At 71.2% G+C, this 18,945-nt stretch carries 19 protein-coding genes; 4 read left to right on the top strand and 15 right to left on the bottom strand.

Features of this window, described 5'->3' with window-relative positions:
- Nucleotides 1-236: 236 nt before the first annotated feature.
- The 11 genes from LG396_RS08630 to LG396_RS08585 form a co-directional block, all read right to left on the bottom strand.
- Nucleotides 237-1,148: an ABC transporter permease gene (locus LG396_RS08630; protein ID WP_037747653.1), complete on the bottom strand. Its 912-nt coding sequence runs from the start codon at nucleotides 1,146-1,148 to the stop codon at nucleotides 237-239.
- Nucleotides 1,135-1,938 carry an ABC transporter ATP-binding protein gene (locus tag LG396_RS08625; RefSeq protein WP_027766277.1) on the bottom strand — a complete coding sequence of 268 codons (804 nt, stop codon included), beginning with the start codon at nucleotides 1,936-1,938 and terminating at the stop codon, nucleotides 1,135-1,137. The genes LG396_RS08630 and LG396_RS08625 overlap by 14 nt, the downstream gene beginning before the upstream one ends.
- 33 nt (nucleotides 1,939-1,971) lie before the next feature.
- On the bottom strand, nucleotides 1,972-3,090 hold the full coding sequence (locus tag LG396_RS08620; protein WP_130457650.1) for an ABC transporter substrate-binding protein: 1,119 nt from the start codon (nucleotides 3,088-3,090) through the stop codon (nucleotides 1,972-1,974).
- A gap of 183 nt (nucleotides 3,091-3,273) precedes the next feature.
- On the bottom strand, nucleotides 3,274-3,708 hold the full coding sequence (locus tag LG396_RS08615) for a rhodanese-like domain-containing protein (protein WP_225794260.1): 435 nt from the start codon (nucleotides 3,706-3,708) through the stop codon (nucleotides 3,274-3,276).
- A complete protein-coding gene (locus LG396_RS08610) occupies nucleotides 3,708-4,211 on the bottom strand; it encodes a cupin domain-containing protein (protein WP_018836957.1) in 504 nt (167 codons plus the stop codon). Before LG396_RS08610 ends, LG396_RS08615 begins: the two co-directional genes overlap by 1 nt.
- A gap of 321 nt (nucleotides 4,212-4,532) precedes the next feature.
- Nucleotides 4,533-5,288 carry a sirohydrochlorin chelatase gene (locus tag LG396_RS08605; RefSeq protein ID WP_225794259.1) on the bottom strand — a complete coding sequence of 252 codons (756 nt, stop codon included), beginning with the start codon at nucleotides 5,286-5,288 and terminating at the stop codon, nucleotides 4,533-4,535.
- Between the two features lie 55 nt (nucleotides 5,289-5,343).
- On the bottom strand, nucleotides 5,344-6,048 hold the full coding sequence (locus LG396_RS08600) for a phosphoadenylyl-sulfate reductase (RefSeq protein ID WP_018836959.1): 705 nt from the start codon (nucleotides 6,046-6,048) through the stop codon (nucleotides 5,344-5,346).
- Nucleotides 6,045-6,242: a hypothetical protein gene (locus LG396_RS39640; protein WP_027741032.1), complete on the bottom strand. Its 198-nt coding sequence runs from the start codon at nucleotides 6,240-6,242 to the stop codon at nucleotides 6,045-6,047. The genes LG396_RS08600 and LG396_RS39640 overlap by 4 nt, the downstream gene beginning before the upstream one ends.
- A complete protein-coding gene (locus LG396_RS08590) occupies nucleotides 6,239-7,933 on the bottom strand; it encodes a nitrite/sulfite reductase (protein WP_225794258.1) in 1,695 nt (564 codons plus the stop codon). Before LG396_RS08590 ends, LG396_RS39640 begins: the two co-directional genes overlap by 4 nt.
- Before the next feature lie 168 nt (nucleotides 7,934-8,101).
- Entirely contained in the window at nucleotides 8,102-8,185 is an 84-nt protein-coding gene (locus LG396_RS39920) for a putative leader peptide (protein ID WP_367648462.1), read from the bottom strand.
- Between the two features lie 94 nt (nucleotides 8,186-8,279).
- The gene (locus LG396_RS08585; RefSeq protein WP_037747667.1) at nucleotides 8,280-8,840 is read right to left on the bottom strand and encodes a GNAT family N-acetyltransferase; all 561 of its coding nucleotides are present in this window, start codon (nucleotides 8,838-8,840) and stop codon (nucleotides 8,280-8,282) included.
- A gap of 328 nt (nucleotides 8,841-9,168) precedes the next feature.
- On the opposite strand from LG396_RS08585, the gene LG396_RS08580 reads away from it, so the two are divergent.
- The 4 genes from LG396_RS08580 to LG396_RS08565 all read left to right on the top strand — a co-directional run bounded on the left by LG396_RS08580 (nucleotide 9,169) and on the right by LG396_RS08565 (nucleotide 12,472).
- Complete coding sequence (locus tag LG396_RS08580) at nucleotides 9,169-10,050, top strand: ABC transporter permease (RefSeq protein ID WP_101420793.1); 882 nt, start codon at nucleotides 9,169-9,171, stop codon at nucleotides 10,048-10,050.
- A gap of 94 nt (nucleotides 10,051-10,144) precedes the next feature.
- Nucleotides 10,145-11,161, top strand: coding sequence for an ABC transporter substrate-binding protein (locus LG396_RS08575; RefSeq protein WP_225794257.1), 1,017 nt, complete (start codon nucleotides 10,145-10,147; stop codon nucleotides 11,159-11,161).
- A gap of 3 nt (nucleotides 11,162-11,164) precedes the next feature.
- A complete protein-coding gene (locus tag LG396_RS08570; RefSeq protein ID WP_018836965.1) occupies nucleotides 11,165-11,974 on the top strand; it encodes an ABC transporter ATP-binding protein in 810 nt (269 codons plus the stop codon).
- A gap of 108 nt (nucleotides 11,975-12,082) precedes the next feature.
- Nucleotides 12,083-12,472, top strand: a complete 390-nt coding sequence (locus tag LG396_RS08565; protein ID WP_225794256.1) for a YunG family protein — start codon at nucleotides 12,083-12,085, stop codon at nucleotides 12,470-12,472.
- Between the two features lie 253 nt (nucleotides 12,473-12,725).
- Here the strand turns inward: LG396_RS08565 and LG396_RS39180 are convergent, their stop codons facing one another.
- The 4 genes from LG396_RS39180 to LG396_RS08545 all read right to left on the bottom strand — a co-directional run bounded on the left by LG396_RS39180 (nucleotide 12,726) and on the right by LG396_RS08545 (nucleotide 18,856).
- Nucleotides 12,726-14,093: a helix-turn-helix domain-containing protein gene (locus LG396_RS39180; protein WP_308190077.1), complete on the bottom strand. Its 1,368-nt coding sequence runs from the start codon at nucleotides 14,091-14,093 to the stop codon at nucleotides 12,726-12,728.
- Nucleotides 14,094-14,535: 442 nt separating this feature from the next.
- The gene (locus LG396_RS08555) at nucleotides 14,536-16,179 is read right to left on the bottom strand and encodes a serine/threonine-protein kinase (RefSeq protein ID WP_308190076.1); all 1,644 of its coding nucleotides are present in this window, start codon (nucleotides 16,177-16,179) and stop codon (nucleotides 14,536-14,538) included.
- Between the two features lie 72 nt (nucleotides 16,180-16,251).
- A complete protein-coding gene (locus LG396_RS08550; RefSeq protein ID WP_225794255.1) occupies nucleotides 16,252-16,740 on the bottom strand; it encodes a hypothetical protein in 489 nt (162 codons plus the stop codon).
- Between the two features lie 46 nt (nucleotides 16,741-16,786).
- Nucleotides 16,787-18,856 (bottom strand): serine/threonine-protein kinase, encoded by a 2,070-nt coding sequence (locus LG396_RS08545; protein WP_308190075.1) that lies wholly within the window; start codon nucleotides 18,854-18,856, stop codon nucleotides 16,787-16,789.
- Nucleotides 18,857-18,945 lie beyond the last annotated feature (89 nt).

The raw sequence follows: 18,945 nt of genomic DNA, 5'->3' as shown, positions 1-18,945 counted from the left end.
CGTGCGCGGCGGCGGCACACTGCCCCCACCTGCCGATACGACGCTAGAGAAGAGCGGGTGCGGTCCCCATCGTGCTGGCAGGTGAACCCGGTGGTGCTCAGCTCCACCGAAAGAAGGGGGGTTAACCCCACCCCGGATGAGTCATGTCCCTTACACGCATAACGCCGGGGACCGTCCCGGGCCTTGTCCTACGGCCCGGAGCGGTCCCCGGCGGTGCTCAGGGGAGCGGCTCGCGCTCAGCGCGCCACGAGCAGCCCCCGGTTGCGGAGCACCCGGCGCTCCAGCGGGCCGAACACCAGCAGTTCGATGGCGACGCCGACGAGCAGGATCAGCAGGATCGCGTTGAGCACGATCGCCATGTCCTGGTAGCCGCGGCCGGTCTCCAGCAACTGGCCCAGGCCCACCCCGAGATCGGGGGAGGTGGCGATGATCTCCGCGGCCATCAGCGACCGCCACGAGAACGCCCAGCCCTGCTTGAGCCCGGCGAGGTAGCCGGGCAGCGCCGCCGGCAGCAGCACGTGCCGTACGCCGTGCAGTCCGGTGGCGCCGATGACCTGGCCGGCCCGCAGGTACAGCGGCGGTATCTGGCCGATGCCGGCGACCAGCCCGTTGGCGATCGACGGGACGGCGCCGAGGAGCACCACCGCGTAGATCATCGACGGGGTGAGGCCGAACCAGATGATCGCGGCGGGCACCCAGGCCACCGACGGCAGCGACTGCAGACCGGTGAGGATCGGGCCGATGGCGGCCCGGACGAACGGCACCTTGGCGACGATCAGCCCGAGCGGGGTGCCGATGGCGATGGCGATGAGGAAGCCGAGCACGCCGCGCGACAGGCTCGTCCAGATGACGTCGAACAGCGTGCCCTCGTACCACTGGTCGGCGAGCGCGTCCCAGACCTGGCCGGGGCCGGGCAGCTGGTAGTCGGGCTTGACCTCCAGCACGTACAGCAGCTGCCAGACGGCCACCACGAGGGCGACCGCGATGATCGGCGGCAGCACCTTGTGCAGCAGCACCTGGCGCAGCGGGGTGCGCGCGGCGGTGCGGGTGTCGAGGGCGTCGAGGCCGGCTTCGAGCCCGGCCAGGCCGGCGGCGGAGTCCTCGCCCCCCTCGGTGCCGGTCTTGCCGGTGGTCTCAGTGCTTGCCATGGCGGCGGATCTCCCCTCGCAGCTCTTCGGTGATCTCCAGCGAGAGGGTGGCCACGTCGGCGTCCTCGATCCGGCGGGGCTGCGGGATGTCGATCGTCCACTCCCGGGCGATGCGCCCGGGGCGGGAGGACATGAGGATCACGCGCTGGGCGAGCTTGACGGCCTCGCGCACGTTGTGGGTGACGAAGAGCACGGAGACCTTCGTCTCCGTCCAGATGCGGGTCAGCTCGTCGTGCAGGACGTCGCGGGTGATGGCGTCGAGCGCGGCGAACGGCTCGTCCATCAGCAGCAGCCTGCTGTCCTGGGCGAGCGAGCGGGCCAGCGCGACGCGCTGGCGCATGCCGCCGGACAGCTCGTGCACGCGCTTGCCGTACGCGCCGCCCAGCCGGACGAGTTCGAGCAGGCGCTCCGCCTCGGTGCGCCGCTCGGCCTTGGCCAGGCCGCGCATCTTCAGCGCCAGCTCGATGTTCCTGCCCGCGGTCAGCCACGGGAAGAGCGCGTGCTCCTGGAACATCAGGGCCGGGCGCTGGGCGCCGGGCACCTCGATGGTCCCGGCGCTCGGCGCGTCGAGCCCGGCGACCAGGTTGAGCAGGGTGGACTTGCCGCAGCCCGACGCGCCGAGCAGGGTGACGAACTCGCCGGGCGCGACGTCGACGGTGACGTCGTCGAGCACCAGCAGCTGTGCGCCGGGGCGCCCGAAGGACTTGGACACATGCGTGATGCGGGCCGCGGGCCCGTCCCCGGCCGGCGCGGGGCCGGCCGGGGCGTCGTCGGTGATGGCAGTGGACATCTCTTGCACCTCCCGGAGGTGAGGCGGGCAGAGCTACTCGACGCCGAGGCCGGCGTCGTCGACGGCGGGCCGGCCCTCGCTCTTGAGCACCTTGTTGAGGATGGACAGGTCGTAGATGCCGTCGGTCTTGGCCTCGTCGAGGAGGCCCGACTTGACGCTGTGGTCGGCCTGGTCGCCGAGGGTGGAGGCGAGGGGGTCGTCGGTGACCTCGATGTCGCCGAAGGCGCGGTCGAGCACCTCGTCGGGCAGCGGCTTGCCCGAGGCCTCCTCGATCCCCTCGTTGACGAGGGTCCTGGCCTCGTCGGGGTTGTCCTTGATCCAGGCGTTGGTCTTCACCGAGCCGCGGACGACGGCCTCGACCACGTCGGGGTGGTCCTTGAGGAACGCCTGCGAGACGATCAGGTGCGTGGTGACGAACTTGCCGTCCTCCCACAGCTCCTTCTCGTTCAGCAGCACCTCGCCGCCTTTGGCGACGAGGTTGGAGGCGGTGGGCTCGGGCACCCAGGCGCCGTCGAGGCCGCCCTGCTGGAAGGTGGTCGGGATCTCCTTGTTGTCCTGGCGGATGACCAGCACGTCGCCCTTGCCGGACTGCGGGTCGACCTCCAGGCCCTCGCCGGCGAGGTAGTTGAGCAGGGCCACGTCCTGGGTGTTGCCGATCTGCGGTGTGGCGATCCGCTTGCCCTCCAGGTCGTCCAGGGTCTTCACCTTGTCGGGGTTGACCACGAGCGAGGCGCCGCCGGAGGTGGCGCCCGCGACGATGCGCAGATTGCGGCCGTCCGCCTGGGTGTAGCCGTTGATGGCGGGGGAGGGGCCGATCCAGGTCATGTCGACGGAGCCGGCGTTGAGCGCCTCGATGGCGGACGGGCCGGCGTTGAAGATCTGCGGCTTGACGGCGGTGCCGCCCAGCTCCTTGGTGATCAGGCCGTCGTCGCCGAGGCCGACCAGGGGGGTCGCGTGGGTCACGTTGCCGAAGAAGCCGATGTTGATCTCGTCGAGACCGCCGACCTTCTCGCCCTGCGCGGCGGGGGCCGCGTCGTCGCCCTTGTCGTCGCTGTCGGAGCCGTAACCGCAGGCGGTCAGGGCGAGCAGGGGGAGGGCGGCGGTGCCGGCGAGCAGGCGTATGGCCGCGCGGCGGCGGCGTGGTGCAGACACGGGAGGGCTTCCTCTCGGGGTGTTCCGGGACTCAACATCGTCTTTCCGAGTATCCCTATTGACTTAGTAGGGATAAGCCCATCGGGGCAGCTCGGTCAAGGGGGTTCTTGAGGCGTGGACGAAACGCCCGGCATGCGGGCAGGGCTTTCATGCGCCTTTGCACGCCTTTGTGCAGGTGAGGCGTTACGGGAGCGTGACCGGCAGTCCTGCCGCCCGCCACGCCTGGAAGCCGCCGATCAGATCGGTCGCCCGGGCCAGCCCGAGCGACCTGAGGGAGGCGGCGGCCAGCGACGAGGCGTATCCCTCGTCACACATGACGATCCAGTGCACATCCGTGCCGGTGGCCTCGGCCACCGACGCGCCGCTGGCCGGATCGCACCGCCACTCCAGGTGGTTGCGCTCCACCAGCAGCGCCCCGGGCACGGTGCCGGAGGCGCGCCGCTGGAACTCGGGCCTGGTGTCCACGAGCACGGCCCCTTCGGCGAGGGCGGCGTACGCCTGCCGGGGGGTGAGGCGCTCCAGCGTGGTGCGTACGGCGGCGAGCGAGGCGTCGATGCCGGGCGCGTCCGGGGTGCCGGCGGCGGCGTCGGAGCCGTGGGCGTCCGGGGCGGCGGCCATCAGTCGGTCACCGGGTCGGTACGGACCGGGCGCAGGCCGCCGCCGGGCAGCTCGGCGTAGTACGACATGGCCGCCAGCGCCGGCGCGTAGGCGTGGATGCTGACGGCCGGCTCCGTCCCGGCGTTGACCACCTCGTGGACGTACCGCGGGCCGAACGAGCGCAGCCCGCCCGCCGCCAGCTCCCGCGCCCGCGGCGCGCCGCCGGACGCGGGGAAGGCGCGCTCGGTGAGCACCCCGGCGACGACCGTGAACGCGCCCGCGGCACCCCCGTGGTCGTGGATCTCGGTGCCCTGCCCCGGCAGCCAGGTCAGCAGCCAGACCTCGTGGCCGCCGGTGACCTCCAGCCGGGTGTGGAAGCGGGCCGCGGCGTCGAAGCGGACGGCGGGGCGCCAGCGGTCCGGCCGGCCGGCGACGGCGCGCGCCAGCTCGCCGAGCGCGGCGGGCGTCGGGGCGGCGGGTGCGCCGGCGGGCGGGGCGGGGGAGAGCGTGGGCGTGCTGGACATGGAGACCTCGTTCCGGGATGCGCACGGGCGGGCTGAATGAGCGGGCGGGAAAGGCCCGTTCGGAATCGAGCACCCGCGGCGTACCCCGGGTGCGGCCGTCTAAGGGACAGCCCTTAAGGACGGCCGCGCGGACACAGCGCGCTCGCCACGCGCACCAAGTCCACATGGTGGCGGGCGAAGAAGCGCTGGTCAGTGGGCATGCACGCACGATCGCAGACTTTCCGCCGGGCGCGCAATTCCCCTGCCCGGAAACGGAATTGCCGACGCAATTCCGAAACAGTGTGGCGGGTTTGTTAAATCTCCCGCGGGCGGTTGCGCGCGTTACGCGGACAGCGGTAGCGGCTCCGCCGCGCACGCCTCGTCGTACCGCCGCGCCAGCAGCGCCGCCAGCTCCGGCGCCGCCCCCAGTACCGGCGCGAGCACGTCCGCCCGCGCCTCGGCGGCGCCGCGCACGATGCGGTCGGGCAGGAAGCCCGGCGCGATGACGTACGGCGCCACCGCCACCCGCTCGACGCCGGCCGCGCGCAGCGCGCGGACGGCGTCGGCCGTACGGGGTGGTGCCGCGGAGGCGAACGCGGGCCGCACGGCGCACCATCCAGCGGTACGCCGCCACTCCCGCGCGGTCTCGGCGACGCTCGCGATCGCCTCCGGGTCGGAGGAGCCCGCCGCGGCCAGCACGATGCCCGTGCGGGCCCGCTGGGCGGGCGAGTGCAGCCCGGCCTCCGCCATCCGGCGGTCCAGCGCCGCCGTCAGCAGCGCGTCCGGGCCCAGGACGCCGCCCTGGGTGACGCGCAGCCGGGGCAGCGCGGCCCGTACCTCGTCCAGGGCGGCGGGGATGTCGGACTTGGCGTGGAAGGCGCGGGCCAGCAGCAGCGGCAGCGCGACGACGTCCCGTACGCCCTCGTCGTACAGCCGCCGCAGCGCCCGCGGCACGCGCGGGGCGCAGTGGTCCAGATAACAGGTCTCCACCCGGGCGTGCGGCCGCGCCGCCGCCACCCGCGCCGCGAGCGCGGCGACGGTGGCGGCGTGCCGCGGGTCGCGGCTGCCGTGGGCGACGATCAGCAGTACGGGATGCATGTCTCGCAACGCTAGGACGGTCCGGTCGGGGAGTGGTCGGGTCGCGCCGGAGCGCTCAGACGTTGATGCCGCACTCGGTCTTGGCGAAGCCCGCCCAGCGGCCCGCGCGGGCGTCCTCGCCGGGCGCGACCCGGCGGGTGCACGGCGCGCAGCCGATGGAGGGGTAGCCGTCGGCCAGCAGCGGGTTCGTCAGCACGCCGTGCTCGGCGACGTAGTTCTGCACGTCCGCCTCGGTCCAGCGGGCGATCGGCGAGACCTTCACCTTGCGCCGCTTGGCGTCCCAGCCGACGACGGGCGTGCCCGCGCGCGTCGGCGACTCGTCGCGGCGCAGGCCCGTGGCCCAGGAGTCGTACGCGGCGAGGCCGTCCTCCAGCGGCTGCATCTTGCGCAGCGCGCAGCACAGGTCGGGGTTGCGCTCGTACAGCCGCGGGCCGTACTCGGCGTCCTGCTCCGCGACCGTCAGCCGGGGCGTGAGCGAGACGACGTTCACGTCCATCACGGCGGCGACGGCGTCGCGGGTGCCGAGGGTCTCGGGGAAGTGGTAGCCGGTGTCGAGGAACAGGACGTCCACGCCCGGCATGGCGCGGGACGCCAGATGGGCGACGACCATGTCCTGCATGGACGAGGTGACACAGAAGCGCTTGCCGAAGGTGTCCGCGGCCCAGCGCAGGATCTCCAGCGCCGGGGCGTCTTCCAGTTCGCGGCCGGCCCGTTCGGCAAGCGCCGCGGTATCTGTGTCCGCGTCTTCGATGACCGTCATCGGTTGTGGTTCCCTCCATCGCTGTCGGGACGCAGGCCGTCGGCCAGCAGCCCGAGGAACGAGAGCTTGAATGCGCGGTTGCAGGACCTGCACTCCCACGCTGTGCCTTCTCCGCGGGAGGTCCCCTCCTCCGGGGGGCGCAGGTCCTCGTCGCCGCAGTACGGGCAGTAGAACGGCGCCGCCCGCCCGCTCACTTGAGGTCCTCCTCGCCGGCGCGCGCCGCCCACTGGGCGAACCGCTCGCCCTCCTCGCGCCCGGCGGTGTAGCGGGTGAGCACGCGCTCGACGTACTCGGGGAGCTGGGCCGCGGTGACCTTCAGACCGCGCACCTTGCGGCCGAAGCCCGGGTCCAGGCCGAGGCTGCCGCCCAGGTGGACCTGGTAGCCCTCGACCTGCTCGCCGTTGTCGTCGGTGACGAGCTGCCCCTTGAGACCGATGTCCGCCACCTGGATGCGGGCGCAGGAGTTGGGGCAGCCGTTGAGGTTGATGGTGATCGGCTCGTCGAAGTCCGGCAGCCGCCGCTCCAGCTCGTCGACGAGCGCCGCGCCGCGGGCCTTCGTCTCGACGATCGCCAGCTTGCAGAACTCGATGCCGGTGCAGGCCATCGTGCCGCGGCGGAACGCCGACGGCTCGACCTGGAGGTCCAGCGCCGCCAGCGCCTCGCGCAGCGGGGCGACCTGGTCCTCCTCGACGTCGAGGATCAGCATCTTCTGTTCGACGGTGGTACGCAGCCGGTCGGAGCCGTGCTGCGCCGCCAGTTCGGCGATCTTCGTCAGCGTGCCGCCGTCGACGCGGCCGACACGTGCGGCGAAGCCCAGGTAGTAGCGGCCGTCGTGCTGCCGGTGCACCCCGATGTGGTCGCGCCAGCGCTCGGCGGGCACCGCCGGCGGAGGGCCGTCGGCGAGTGTGCGCAGCAGGTACTCGTCCTGGAGCACCTGGCGGAACCTCTCCGGGCCCCAGTCCGCGAGCAGGTACTTCAGCCGGGCCCGGTTGCGCAGCCGGCGGTAGCCGTAGTCGCGGAAGATGCCGACGACGGCTTCGAAGACGTCCGGCACGTCCTCCAGGGACGCCCAGGCGCCGATCCGCACCCCGAGCTTGGGGTTGGTCGACAGGCCGCCGCCGACCCAGACGTCGAACCCCGGGCCCAGCTCCGGGTGTTCGACGCCGACGAAGGCGACGTCGTTGATCTCGTGCACGATGTCGAGCTGCGTGGCGCCGGAGACCGCGCCCTTGAACTTCCGGGGGAGGTTCGAGTACGCAGGGTTGCCCACGATGCGCCGCTGGATCTCCTCCAGCGCCGGGGTGCCGTCGATGATCTCGTCCGCGGCGATGCCGGCGACCGGGGAGCCGAGGACGACGCGCGGGACGTCGCCGCACGCCTCGGTGGTCGACAGGCCCACGGACTCCAGCCGGCGCCAGATCTCCGGGACGTCCTCGATCCGGATCCAGTGCAGCTGGATGTTCTGCCGGTCGGTGAGGTCCGCGGTGCCGCGGGCGAACTCCTGCGAGATCTCGCCGATCGTCCGCAGCTGGGTGACCGACAGCCGGCCGCCGTCGATGCGGACGCGGAGCATGAAGTGCTCGTCGTCCAGCTCGTGCGGCTCCAGGACCGCCGTCTTGCCGCCGTCGATGCCCGGCTTGCGCTGGGTGTACAGCCCCCACCACCGCATCCTGCCGCGCAGGTCGGCGGGGTCGATGGAGTCGAAGCCGCGCTTGGAGTAGATCGTCTCAATGCGTGTCCGCACGTTGAGACCGTCGTCGTCCTTCTTGAACTGCTCGTTGGCGTTGAGCGGCGTGAAGTGGCCGGCGGCCCACTGGCCTTCGCCGCGGTGGCGGCCGGCCTTGCGGCGGCCTGCCGCGGTGGGGCGCGAGGAGGAGTTAGCCATGACAGGGGTGTCCTTAGGGCAGGCGAAGGAGCCGGCCGTGGGCGCGTACGACCCTGGTTGACCTGCGTAAACGGTTCTTCGGCAGGGCGGCGCTACAGGGGCGTGCGCGGGCGTCCGCAACGGTGGGGACGGCTGGGCGGCGGCGGGAGGTCGGCGGTGCTGTGACTCTCAGCCCGCCGGACAGATGGCGCTGGACATGCGGCCGAGATCGACGTGACGCCGACTCACCAGGGCGACTCCAGCTCGATCCATGGAGAGAGCGTGGCATGGGGTGCCGTGGATCGTCCACAGTAATCCGCCATGCGGACAGTCCGGTCTTGCTATTTGGACACCGGGGTTTGAGCGGCTATTTCGGCGCCCCGCCTGCGGGGTTCTCCTCGGTGCGTACGTCGAAGATCCGGAAGCCGCGGCGCCGGTAGTTGTCCAGGGCGTACGGACCGTCATCGCTGCAGGTGTGCACCCACACCCGGCGGGTGGGCCGGCGCCGGGGCCACCGCCCGGCCAGGTCCCAGGCGCGCGCCGTGCCGACCGAGAGCAGATGCCCGCCGATGCGCCGGCCGCGGAACGCGGGCAGCAGCCCGAAGTAGGTGATCTCCACCACCCCGTCCGGCTGCCCCTCCAACTCCAGGTAGCCGGCGGGGGTCCCGCTCGCGTACGCGACCCATGTCTCGGTGCCCGGCTGCTCGACGAAGGCGCGCCAGCGCTCCTCGTCCCACACCAGCCGGTCCGTCCACGACACGTCGGCGCCGACCGCGCCGTACAGATAACGGTTGTATCCCGGGGAAGGGATCCCGGCGCGTACGACGGTCAGCTCGCCGGCCGCGACCTCCGCCGGTGCGGCCGCCGGGGTGAGATCGTCCGCGGCGGTCTGCTCCAGCGACCAGGTGGTGAGGGGGGTGCTCTCCATCAGGGAATCAGACCATGGCGCGCGGTGCCTTGCGGACCCGGGTGCGGTGCAGGAATCTGCCTCACGACCCCTTGCCCGCGGGTGGGCGCCGCCCGTAGCTTATGGCAAGCGCTTTCTGTGGCCTTGGCCACTGTCGTAGCACCGCACCAGGCACCACTCGGCACCACCTGGCAACGACCCTCACCGCACGACCGCAGGACGGCCCTCGGAACGGGCCGCCACGGTCACCGCCCGGACGCCATCCGGGCGGGGCCTGGAGCCGTTCCGCCGTCCGCAAGAACTGCCCCGGCGACGGCCACGTGTTCAACCTCGATTGGATGCATCTCGAGTGACAACGGCACAGGACGACATCAAGGCGCCCGCCGCCGTCCCGACCGCTCCCGAGCGGACGGGGCGGCGCGGAGCGCGCCTCGGCAACCAGCTCGCCGCCTTCGGCTCCGCCGTGTGGCGGCCCCTCATCGTGCTCGCCGTGATCGGCCTCGTCTGGTGGTTCGTCACCGCACGGGAGATGGTCGAGCGCTACCTCGTGCCCACTCCGGGCTCGGTCTTCGAGGTCATGTGGGAAGACCGCTCGATGCTGGCGGAGCACACCTACGTGACGCTCTACGAGACGGTCATCGGCTTCCTGCTGGCGGCCCTCATCGGCATCGGCTCCGCCGTGCTCATCGTCTACTCCAAGACGGCGGAGCGCTCCCTGTACCCGATCATCCTCTTCGCCCAGGTCATCCCGAAGATCGCCATCGCGCCGATCCTCATCGTGTGGTTCGGCACCGGCCTGTCGCCGAAGATCATCCTGGCGGTGCTGATCGCCTTCTTCCCCGTCGTCGTCTCCGGCGTCGCCGGGCTGCGCGACACCGACCCCGAACTGCTGGACCTCTCCGCGACGATGGGCGCCAGCCGGTGGAGCGTCTTCGTCAAGGTGCGCTTCCCCGGCGCGCTGCCGCAGCTCATGGCCGGGCTGAAGGTCGCGGTGACCCTCGCCGTGGTCGGCGCCGTCGTCGGCGAGTTCGTCGGCGCCAGCGAAGGGCTCGGCTACATCCTGCTGCTCGCCAGCGGCAACCTGAACTCCGCGCTGCTGTTCGCGGACCTGATCCTCATGTCGGCGATCGGCGTGGTGCTGTTCGTCGTCATCGAGGTCGCCGAGTCCCTCCTCATCCCGTGGCACGCCAGCCGCCGCGAGGGCTCCAGCGTGACCATGGCGACGACCTGAGCGGGCCGTGCACGGCCGCCGCCCCGCTCCGTGCGCGGCCATGACGCCGCAGCCCGTATCCCGCAGTACCGGACCACCCAGGAAGGCAAACGACATGAAACGCACCGCGGCGACACTCACCCTGCTGAGCGCGCTGCTCGCCGCCGGCGCCTGCGCCCCCGACACGTCGGACGACGACGGCGGCGACTCGGGCGGCGACGGCAAGGGCAAGAAGGTCACGCTGACTCTCAACTGGGTGCCGTACGGGGAGCACGCCGCCTTCTACTACGGCGTGGAGAAGGGCTTCTACGCCGACGAGGGCATCGACCTGGAGATCAAGCCCGGCAACGGCTCCGCCGCCACCATCCAGCAGGTCGCGCAGAACAAGACCGACTTCGGCTGGGCCGACACCCCGCCGCTGATGGCCGGCATCGGCGAGGGCATGGGGGTCAAGAGCCTCGGGGTCTACCTCCAGAAGGGCCCGTCCTCCGTGCAGTTCGTCTCCGACGAGAACATCAAGGAGCCGGCCGACCTGGAGGGCAAGACCGTCGCGGGCACGCCGGGCGACGCGATGTACGCCACCTTCCCCGGCTGGCTCGAAGCCAACGACGTGGACCCCTCCAAGGTCAAGGTCGTCAACGTCCAGCCCGCGGACAAGATCTCCCAGCTCGCCGCCGGCAAGGTCGACGCCATCATGGGCTTCTTCCACGACCAGGGCCCGACCATCGAGAACACCACCGGCGAGACGGTCGACTACATCCTCTTCTCGGACTTCGGCATGAACGTCCTCGGCACCGGCATCGTCGCCTCCGACAAGATGCTGGCCGACGACCCCGAGCTGGCCAAGGCGTTCGTCCGGGCCACCACCAAGTCCTGGCAGGAGGTCGAGGCCAACCAGGACGAGGCCGTGAAGATCATGTCCGAGGCCGCGACCGAGCCGCCGCCGGACAACGTCCTCGCCAACCAGCTCAAGGACACGCTGCCGCTGCTGGAGGGCGACGGCGGCGGAATCGGCGTCAACTCCGAGGAGTCGTGGCAGGAGACTATCGACCTGCTGTCGGACGGCGGGATGCTGAAGGAGGCCAAGAAGCCCGCCGACTACTGGGACGCGTCGTACGCCGCTAAGGGGTGAGCAGTGCCGCAGCTCGAAAAGAAGAAGGCCGCCGCGACGGACGCGGCGGCGACCGCCAGCATCGACATCCGCGATGTGACGTGCACGTTCACCACGAAGCGCAGTCGCACCACGGCGGTCGACGGGGTCTCGATGCGGATCGAGCCCGGTGAGTTCGTCTCCATCCTCGGCCCGTCGGGCTGCGGCAAGTCGACCCTGCTGAAGATGATCGCCGGCCTGGTGCTGCCGACGACCGGCCAGGTCGGCCTGCTCGGCCGGCAGGTGAAGGGCCCGCAGCGCAACATCGGCTTCGCCTTCCAGCGGGCCGCGCTGCTGCAGTGGCGCGGGGCGCGGAAGAACATCCTGCTGCAGGCCGAGATGCGCGGCATGGACAAGCGGACCGCGGCGCGCAGGGCCGACGAGCTGATCGAGCTCACGGGCCTCGCGGGCTTCGAGGACGCGCTGCCGCACGAGCTGTCCGGCGGCATGCAGCAGCGGGTGGCGCTGTGCCGCGCGCTGCTGCACGAGCCGCCGGTGCTGCTGCTCGACGAGCCGTTCGGCGCGCTGGACGCGCTGACGCGGGAGCACCTGAACGTCGAGCTGAACCGCATCTGGCGGGAGACCGGCACGACCATCGTGCTGGTCACCCACTCCATCTCGGAGGCCATCTACCTCGGCACCCGGGTGGAGGTGATGAGCGCCCGCCCGGGGCGGATCATCGAGACGATGCCGGTGGACCTGCCGCGGGAGCGCGACTACGGAAAGGTCATGTCCGCCCCGGAGTTCGAAACCCTGGCAGCCCACATCCGCACCCTCCTGAGCGGCTCGCACTGATCAGGACCGGCCCTCCGCCGCGCCACTGGCGCGGCGGAGGGCCGCCGGTCGTCGGGAGCCCCGGGGCACAGCGGTGGTGTTGTCGGTGGCGGGTGTGAGGATGCCGGGATGACGCCGTTGCTCCTTTCCGACATCGAGTACGCCGTGCGCAGCAGCTGGGGCGCCGACACGTGCACGCCCGAGTTCCGGGCGCGGTGGACGCCCGAGAACCCCGCACGGGACCAGTGCGGCGTCACCGCCCTGGTCGTCAACGACCTGCTGGGCGGCGAGCTGCTGCGCGGCGAGGTCCTGGTGGACGGGCAGCGCACGGACTATCACTGGTGGAACCGGCTGGGCCTGGGTGTCGAGATCGACCTCACCCGCGAGCAGTTCGGCCCGGAGGAGACCGTCACCCCGGGCACGGCCATAACCCGCCCACCGCGGATCGAACGCCTCCGCGAGGAGTACGAACTACTCCGCACCCGCGTCATGACCCAACTCGCACACGGCCGGCCGTAGCCGTCGGAGACGAAGACGTCGCCGGTGCGCGGGCATATCGACACGTCCGTGGGGCGGTTGAAGGGCTCGCCGCTCTGGAAGCCGCTGGGTGCGCCGGTGCCCAGGGTCAGCAGCGTGGTGCCCGCGCGGTCGGTCTTGGTGATCGTGTTGCGTAGACGGTGTCACTGGTCGCGGGCCCGACGGGCATCGCTTCCTCCCCTGCAGACGCGTGGGCCGGAGATCATAACCCCCGCGGCTGAACACGGCGGGCGGCTCAGCTGCGGGCGGCCAGGACCGCCGGGGCCGTGGAGCCGGGAAGCAGGTCGGCCGGGCTGGCGGGGAGCAGGAGTTGGACGTCGATCTCGTCGGAGAAACGATACGGCCTGTGCGCCAGCAGCCCGCCGAGCTTCCGGCGCAGCCGGGACAGCTCCGCCCGTACCGTCACCGTGCGCCCGGGGTCGCCGAAGAGCGCGTCGGCCAGCGCCGTGGAGCTGAACCCGTCGCGGTGCACCGCCAGCAGGTACAGCAGCTCCGCGTGCCGCGGGCTCACCTGCTGCGACCACGGCCCCGCGCCGCCCAGCACCGCCAGGCTCGGCGACGCCGGCCGGGTCAGGTCCAGCACCACCCGCGTCGGCGCCGGTGCCGACCCCTCCGGCTCGACCCGTATCAGCCACCCGCCGCCCGGCAGCGGCTCCAGCGCGCACCGCCCGAGACCCGGCACCACGCACTCGCCCGCCGTCGGCGACTTCGGCAGCGCCACCCGCTCCGGCGGCACCATGCCGGTGGCCGCCGCCGACCAGCCGTGCCCGTCCACGGCCAGCGCCCGGCCGCCGATCCCGGCGAGCACGGGCGCGGCGACCGCCCGCAGCCGCCCCATCGCCGTCCAGTGCCGGTCCCGCAACTCGCCCTCCGCGACCCGGCCGACGGCGGTGACGAACGCCAGCGAGATCGTCGGCATCGTCCGCGCCGGGCCGGTCACGTTGACCACGCCCAGCAGCCGCCCGTCGCGCGGGTCGGTCAGCGGCGCGGCGGCGCAGCTCCACCGGCGGCAGGTGCGCAGGAAGTGCTCGTCGCCGTAGACGCCCACGGGGCGGCCCGTCGCCAGCGCCGTGCCGATGCCGTTGGTGCCCGCGGAGTCCTCGCTCCAACTGGCGCCCTCGGCCAGACCGATCCGGCTCACCGCCTTGAGCATCGCGCGCTCGCCGTCCCGCCACAGCACCACGCCGTCGGCGTCGGTGACCACGACGACGTGCTCGGGCACGGACTCGTCGACCGGGATCAGCCCGTCGCGCAGCACCTCGCGCAGGACGCCGACTCCCGCCGTACGCCGCCGCCACTCCAGCTCCGCGATGCCCACCCGCCGCTGCGGGCGGCGGCCTTCGCGGTCCAGGCCCTGCTCCTCCGCGCGGCGCCACGAGTCGCCGATCAGCTCGCGCGGCACGTCGGCGGCCGGGGGCAGCCCCGGCAGGGGGAGGGCGTACGCCTCGGCGGCGCGCCCGCCGGTACGCCCGGTGTGCCCCCCGCCCGTACGCCCGGCGCCGGCACGCCCGGCCGCGGGCCCGTTCGCCGTCCCGCCCGCGGCTCCGCCCGTCCCGCCCGCGGCGGTCAGCGCACGGCCCCAGCCGGCCCGCGGGCTGCGCACCCGGCCTCTCTGCCGGTGTCCGCGCCCGCCGCCGCCCGTATCCGCACTTTCCGGCACAACACTCCCCGCTGGCCCGCCCGTTCAGCCGCTCCGGACTCAATGGTGCCCGCGCCACCGCCCCCGCGCCCACCTCTTGGACCAAACCGATCACGCCACATCAGCAAGCTGCAACGGTGTGCAACCTTTGCGTACGCGCGTGCGCGAGGAGTTGAGTGGGCGGGGGTTGACGAGCGGAGGGGGTGCCGAGTCGGCGCGGCACCGCTTTCCGACGCCCAGCCACAGCGGAAGGTCGCCTCTCCATCCTGCGTGAGGGGACCTTCCGCTGTGGCATACCGGCCCGGACAGGGCCCTGTCTGACGAATCCCGCCCGTGTCCGTACTCGCGTCGACCAGGACGGTCCACCGGTCCAGGTCCTGCCGCGAAGCCAGACCCCGCAGCTTGATCACGACCCGATGCGCGCCCCGTGTGCGTTGTCGTCGGGTGCGATGACGCCTATGCACAAGCGGACGTTCAGTTCGGGCGTCCCCTCCACCGTGAAGTAGTGGTCCCTCTTGTTGCGGGGAACTCGCTCGCAGTCCTCTGACGTGCTCGGGCCCTCGATGCGGTCGATGACCGCGAAGCCGGACGGGCGGCACTGCGCGACGGTCCACGCCGTCCCCTCGGTGCCGCTGTCGACGCAGTCGCCCCGGTCCGCGTTGTATGCGGCGCCGTCGCTGTGGCGGTACACCAGGCAGACCGTCACGTCGGGGTCCGGGACGGAATAGCGCCACTCGACGTCTTCGACGTAGCGGCACACGCTGCGGTCGGTGGTGTTGTCGAAAGCGCGTACGACCTCGAACACGTCACCCCCGCCGCACCCGGCCGCCTCGAAGTCCATGTCCCGCATGGTGCCGTTGTTGCGAAAGCAGTCGCCTCGAGATACGTCGACGAAGGCGTGGCCGGGTTGAGCCGGCGCACCGGATGGGCTGGCCCGGGGTGTGGCTCCGGTGTCGTCGCCAGCGCCTCGGTCGGTCAGCGCGGTTGCGACCCACACGGCGCCGGATATCGCGACTGCCGCGAGAGTGACGACGGCCGACCGCGTACGCCATGAACGCGAGGGTGATGGATCCGGTTCTGGTTCCGGCCTGTTCGTCGCCTCTGTGGGGAAGATCCTGGTCGGGTCGAGGTCGTGGGGTCCGGGGAGGACGGTGGTGGAGTCGATCTCGGTGTAGCGGCTGATCCGGGTGCGCTGCTGCCGGGTGAGTGTGTGGATCGTCTCGGGCCACGGGGGCGGGGCCGGGGGCGGTGTCCCGATGGCGGTCAGGAGGTGTTGCGCGTCGGGTCGTTGAGCTGGGTCGCGGGCCAGGCACGGTTCGATGACGTGGCGTATTGCGGCAGGGATCTGGTCCAGGTCCGCGGTGGCCATCATGACGTTGTAGCGGGTCTGTTCGCTGGTCGCGCCCTGGAACGGGTTACGGCCCGTGGCGGCGGTCGCGAGCAGGGTTCCCAGGGAGAAGACATCGCTCGCGGGAGTGAGGTCGGGTATCCCCATGGCCTGCTCGGGCGACATGAAGCCCGGGTTCCCGATCACGATTCCCGTACGTGTCACCGTCACGAGCTGCGTCTGGTCGGCTGGTTCAGCCGCGGCGCCGGCCGATCTGGCGATACCGAAGTCAATCACCACAGGACCGTCGTCAGCCAGCAGAACGTTGGCTGTCGAGAGATCTCGGTGAATGAACCGAGCGGTGTGAATGTCGCGAAGTGCGGCCGCCAGTCCCGTCGCAAGGTGCAGCACACTGCCCTGCGGCAGTGCCGTCGTCGTGTTCAGGGCGTGTTGGAGCGTGGGCCCGTGGTGGAACTCGTAGGCCAGCCAGGGGACTCCGGCGTCGGCATCCGCATCGACCACCCGAGCAGTACGCGGACTGCGGACCCTTTGTGCCGCCACGGCCTCACGCCGCAACCGCTGCCGGAAACTGTCGTCGTACGCAGCGAACGCATCACGCACAAGCTTGACCGCAACCAGACCGCCCGCCGCATCGGACGCCAGCAACACCCGGCCCATGCCCCCCTCACCCAGCACCGCACGAGTCCGATACGGCCCGACCACACGCGGATCAGACGGCGCCAGGTCCCACACAACAGCCTCTCTCAACGGTCCTGATCGATCCAGTGGAACGTGCTATTTCGCGGGTCCGACAATGTACGCCATCGTGTAGATCCCCGTGTCCTCCGTGGTCATTTCCCCCTTGCTGTCCATGGGGGAAACGGTGAGGGACACGCTCCATTTCTTGCTTTCATAATTGAAGATGCCCCTTTCGCTCATGGCGTCACCGAGGCTTTGGGTGAATCCGTTGGACTCGAACTCGTCGAGCGTGGCCCTCACTGCTTCCTGGGGTACGCCGACGACCTGCGCGCTGTGGTATTCGGCCTGGGTGGGTTCCGAGGCCGCCTCGATTTTGTAGCCGAGAGGCAACGGGATCTCCGGTGGCCACTCGTCGGGGACCTCGTCCTGCTCCTCCAGGGCCTCGGCCGACGGTTCGGCGGCGGGGGCCGAGGAATTGGCTTTGCTGTCGTTCTTGGCCGGCGTGTCCTCCTTCTGATCGGAGCAGGAAGTCAGCAGCACCAAGGAGACAAGGCTGGCTGCGAGCGCGGCGCTGGGGCGAAGCATGGGAGGGTGGTCCTTCCGTTGATGCGGGTGGGGGCACAACGCGGGGTCAGTTCTGGAATTTCTCCGCCTTCTCCAGGGCCTCGGCCAGTACCGGCATTCCGCCGGGCCAGCGGATCGACAGCACCGTCGGTGCGGTGGCCGAGGTGAACTCGTCGCTACCGGAGAGTTGGGCGATCCGCCCTGCGGCGAAGGCCGGCAGGGCGCTCAGTTCCTCGCTGGCCAGATCCCTTTCGGCCCACTCGGACGTCGTGGAGTACAGGACGACGACATCGGATTCGAGCCGGTCCAGATCCTCGTAGTCCAGGGTGTACATCATGCGGTTGCCTTCGGCATCCAGCTCGGCCACTGAGTCCGCCAGCCGCAGGCCCAGTCCTTCGAGCACCCGGACGACCGGGCTGGCGTCCGAGAAGACGTGGACCCTGCCCCTGGGCGGATCGTTGACGACCGCCGCGAAGGACGACCCGGTGAGCCCGTTCTGCTCACCGAGTCCAGCGAGCCGGGCGTCGGACTCCGCGAGCAACTCCTTGCCCTCCGCGGCCACGCCCAACGCCTTTGCGGTGGTGGTGATGACGCCCTCCCATGGTTCCACCGAGGCACCCACGGGGCGGGCCACGACCGGGGCAATCTCACTGAGTTGTTCGTACTGCTCCTCGGTCAGGCCCGAGTACGGCGCGAGAATGAGGTCCGGGTTGGTCGCGGCGATCTGCTCCTTGGGCAATCCCAAGCTCGCCGAGCCGCCCTCACTGAAGAGCATGGGGTCGTCGAGGCCTTCGTCCTCGTAGGCTTGCGCCACCCAGGGCGTCATGCCCCTGCCGGATGCGGACTCCTGCTCGACGACGCCGACCGGGAACTTCCCCAGCGCGATTGCGACCTCGGCGGCACCCCAGCCCCAGGCGGCCACCCGTTGCGGCTCGGATGGGACCACCGTCTCCCCATAGTCGTGCTTGATCCTGACAGGAAAGACGTCCGCTGCGGCTTCGGAGGGTCTGTCCGTCGCGGATTCACCATCGTCACCGAACGGCAAGGGGACGACGACGGCTACGACGGCAACGACCGCGGAGGCGACCGCAGCGGCCAGCACGCGCAGGCCGGTGCGCCACTTCCTCCCGGGCATCCCGGGTACCTCGGCCGGGGGCGGGCCGGCGGGACCGGTACTCGGTTCCGCCTCTGTGGGGAAGATCCTGGTCGGGTCGAGGTCGTGGGGTCCGGGGAGGACGGTGGTGGAGTCGATGTCGGTGTAGTGGCTGATCCGGGTGTGCTGTTGCCGCGTGAGTGTGTGGATTGCTTCGGGCCACAGGGGTGGGGCGGGGGGTGGTGTCCGGATGGTGGTCAGGAGGTGTTGTGCGGTGGGGCGTTGGGCGGGGTCGCGGGCCAGGCACGGTTCGATGACGTGGCGTATCGCGGCCGGGATCTGGTCCAGGTCCGCGGTGGCCATCATGACGTTGTAGCGGGTCTGTTCGCTGGTCGTGCCCTGGAACGGATTGCGGCCGGTGGCGGCCGTCGCGAGCAGGGTTCCCAGGGAGAAGACATCACTCGCGGGAGTGAGGTCGGGTATCCCCATGGCCTGCTCGGGCGACATGAAGCCCGGGTTCCCGATCACGACACCCGTACGTGTCACCGTCACGAGCTGCGTCTGGTCGGCTGGTTCAGCCGCAGCACCGGCCGATCTGGCGATACCGAAGTCAATCACCACAGGACCGTCGTCAGCCAGCAGAACGTTGGCTGTCGACAGATCACGGTGAATGAACCGAGCGGTGTGAATGTCGCGAAGTGCGGCCGCCAGTCCCGTCGCAAGGTGCAGCACACCGCCCTGCGGCAGTGCCGTCGTCGTGTTCAGGGCGTGTTGGAGCGTGGGCCCGTGGTGGAACTCGTAGGCCAGCCAGGGGACTCCGGCGTCGGCATCCGCATCGACCACCCGAGCAGTACGCGGACTGCGGACCCTTTGTGCCGCCACGGCCTCACGCCGCAACCGCTGCCGGAAACTGTCGTCGTACGCAGCGAACGCATCACGCACAAGCTTGACCGCAACCAGACCGCCCGCCGCATCGGACGCCAGCAACACCCGGCCCATGCCCCCCTCACCCAGCACCGCACGAGTCCGATACGGCCCGACCACACGCGGATCAGACGGCGCCAGGTCCCACACAACAGCCTCTCTCCGATGAAAACGGTGCGACTTGACGTCGTTCCGAAGGTCGCAGCCCG

This window comes from Streptomyces aculeolatus (assembly GCF_020400605.1).
In the GTDB taxonomy this organism is placed as follows: Bacteria; Actinomycetota; Actinomycetes; order Streptomycetales; family Streptomycetaceae; genus Streptomyces; species Streptomyces aculeolatus.
The sequence above is the reverse complement of the archived record's forward strand: the minus strand, read 5'-3'. Positions and strand labels throughout refer to the sequence as shown.

Bases quoted from the DNA above. Each gene is read 5' to 3' on its own strand.
- LG396_RS08565 (WP_225794256.1), top strand. From the start codon at position 12,083: ATGACGCCGTTGCTCCTTTCCGACATCGAGTACGCCGTGCGCAGCAGC.
- LG396_RS08615 (WP_225794260.1), bottom strand. From the start codon at position 3,708: ATGGCCGCCGCCCCGGACGCCCACGGCTCCGACGCCGCCGCCGGCACC.
- LG396_RS08605 (WP_225794259.1), bottom strand. From the start codon at position 5,288: ATGCATCCCGTACTGCTGATCGTCGCCCACGGCAGCCGCGACCCGCGG.
- LG396_RS08610 (WP_018836957.1), bottom strand. From the start codon at position 4,211: ATGTCCAGCACGCCCACGCTCTCCCCCGCCCCGCCCGCCGGCGCACCC.
- LG396_RS08600 (WP_018836959.1), bottom strand. From the start codon at position 6,048: ATGACGGTCATCGAAGACGCGGACACAGATACCGCGGCGCTTGCCGAA.
- LG396_RS08625 (WP_027766277.1), bottom strand. From the start codon at position 1,938: ATGTCCACTGCCATCACCGACGACGCCCCGGCCGGCCCCGCGCCGGCC.
- LG396_RS08585 (WP_037747667.1), bottom strand. From the start codon at position 8,840: ATGGAGAGCACCCCCCTCACCACCTGGTCGCTGGAGCAGACCGCCGCG.
- LG396_RS39920 (WP_367648462.1), bottom strand. From the start codon at position 8,185: ATGGATCGAGCTGGAGTCGCCCTGGTGAGTCGGCGTCACGTCGATCTC.
- LG396_RS08590 (WP_225794258.1), bottom strand. From the start codon at position 7,933: ATGGCTAACTCCTCCTCGCGCCCCACCGCGGCAGGCCGCCGCAAGGCC.
- LG396_RS08575 (WP_225794257.1), top strand. From the start codon at position 10,145: ATGAAACGCACCGCGGCGACACTCACCCTGCTGAGCGCGCTGCTCGCC.
- LG396_RS08550 (WP_225794255.1), bottom strand. From the start codon at position 16,740: ATGCTTCGCCCCAGCGCCGCGCTCGCAGCCAGCCTTGTCTCCTTGGTG.
- LG396_RS08630 (WP_037747653.1), bottom strand. From the start codon at position 1,148: ATGGCAAGCACTGAGACCACCGGCAAGACCGGCACCGAGGGGGGCGAG.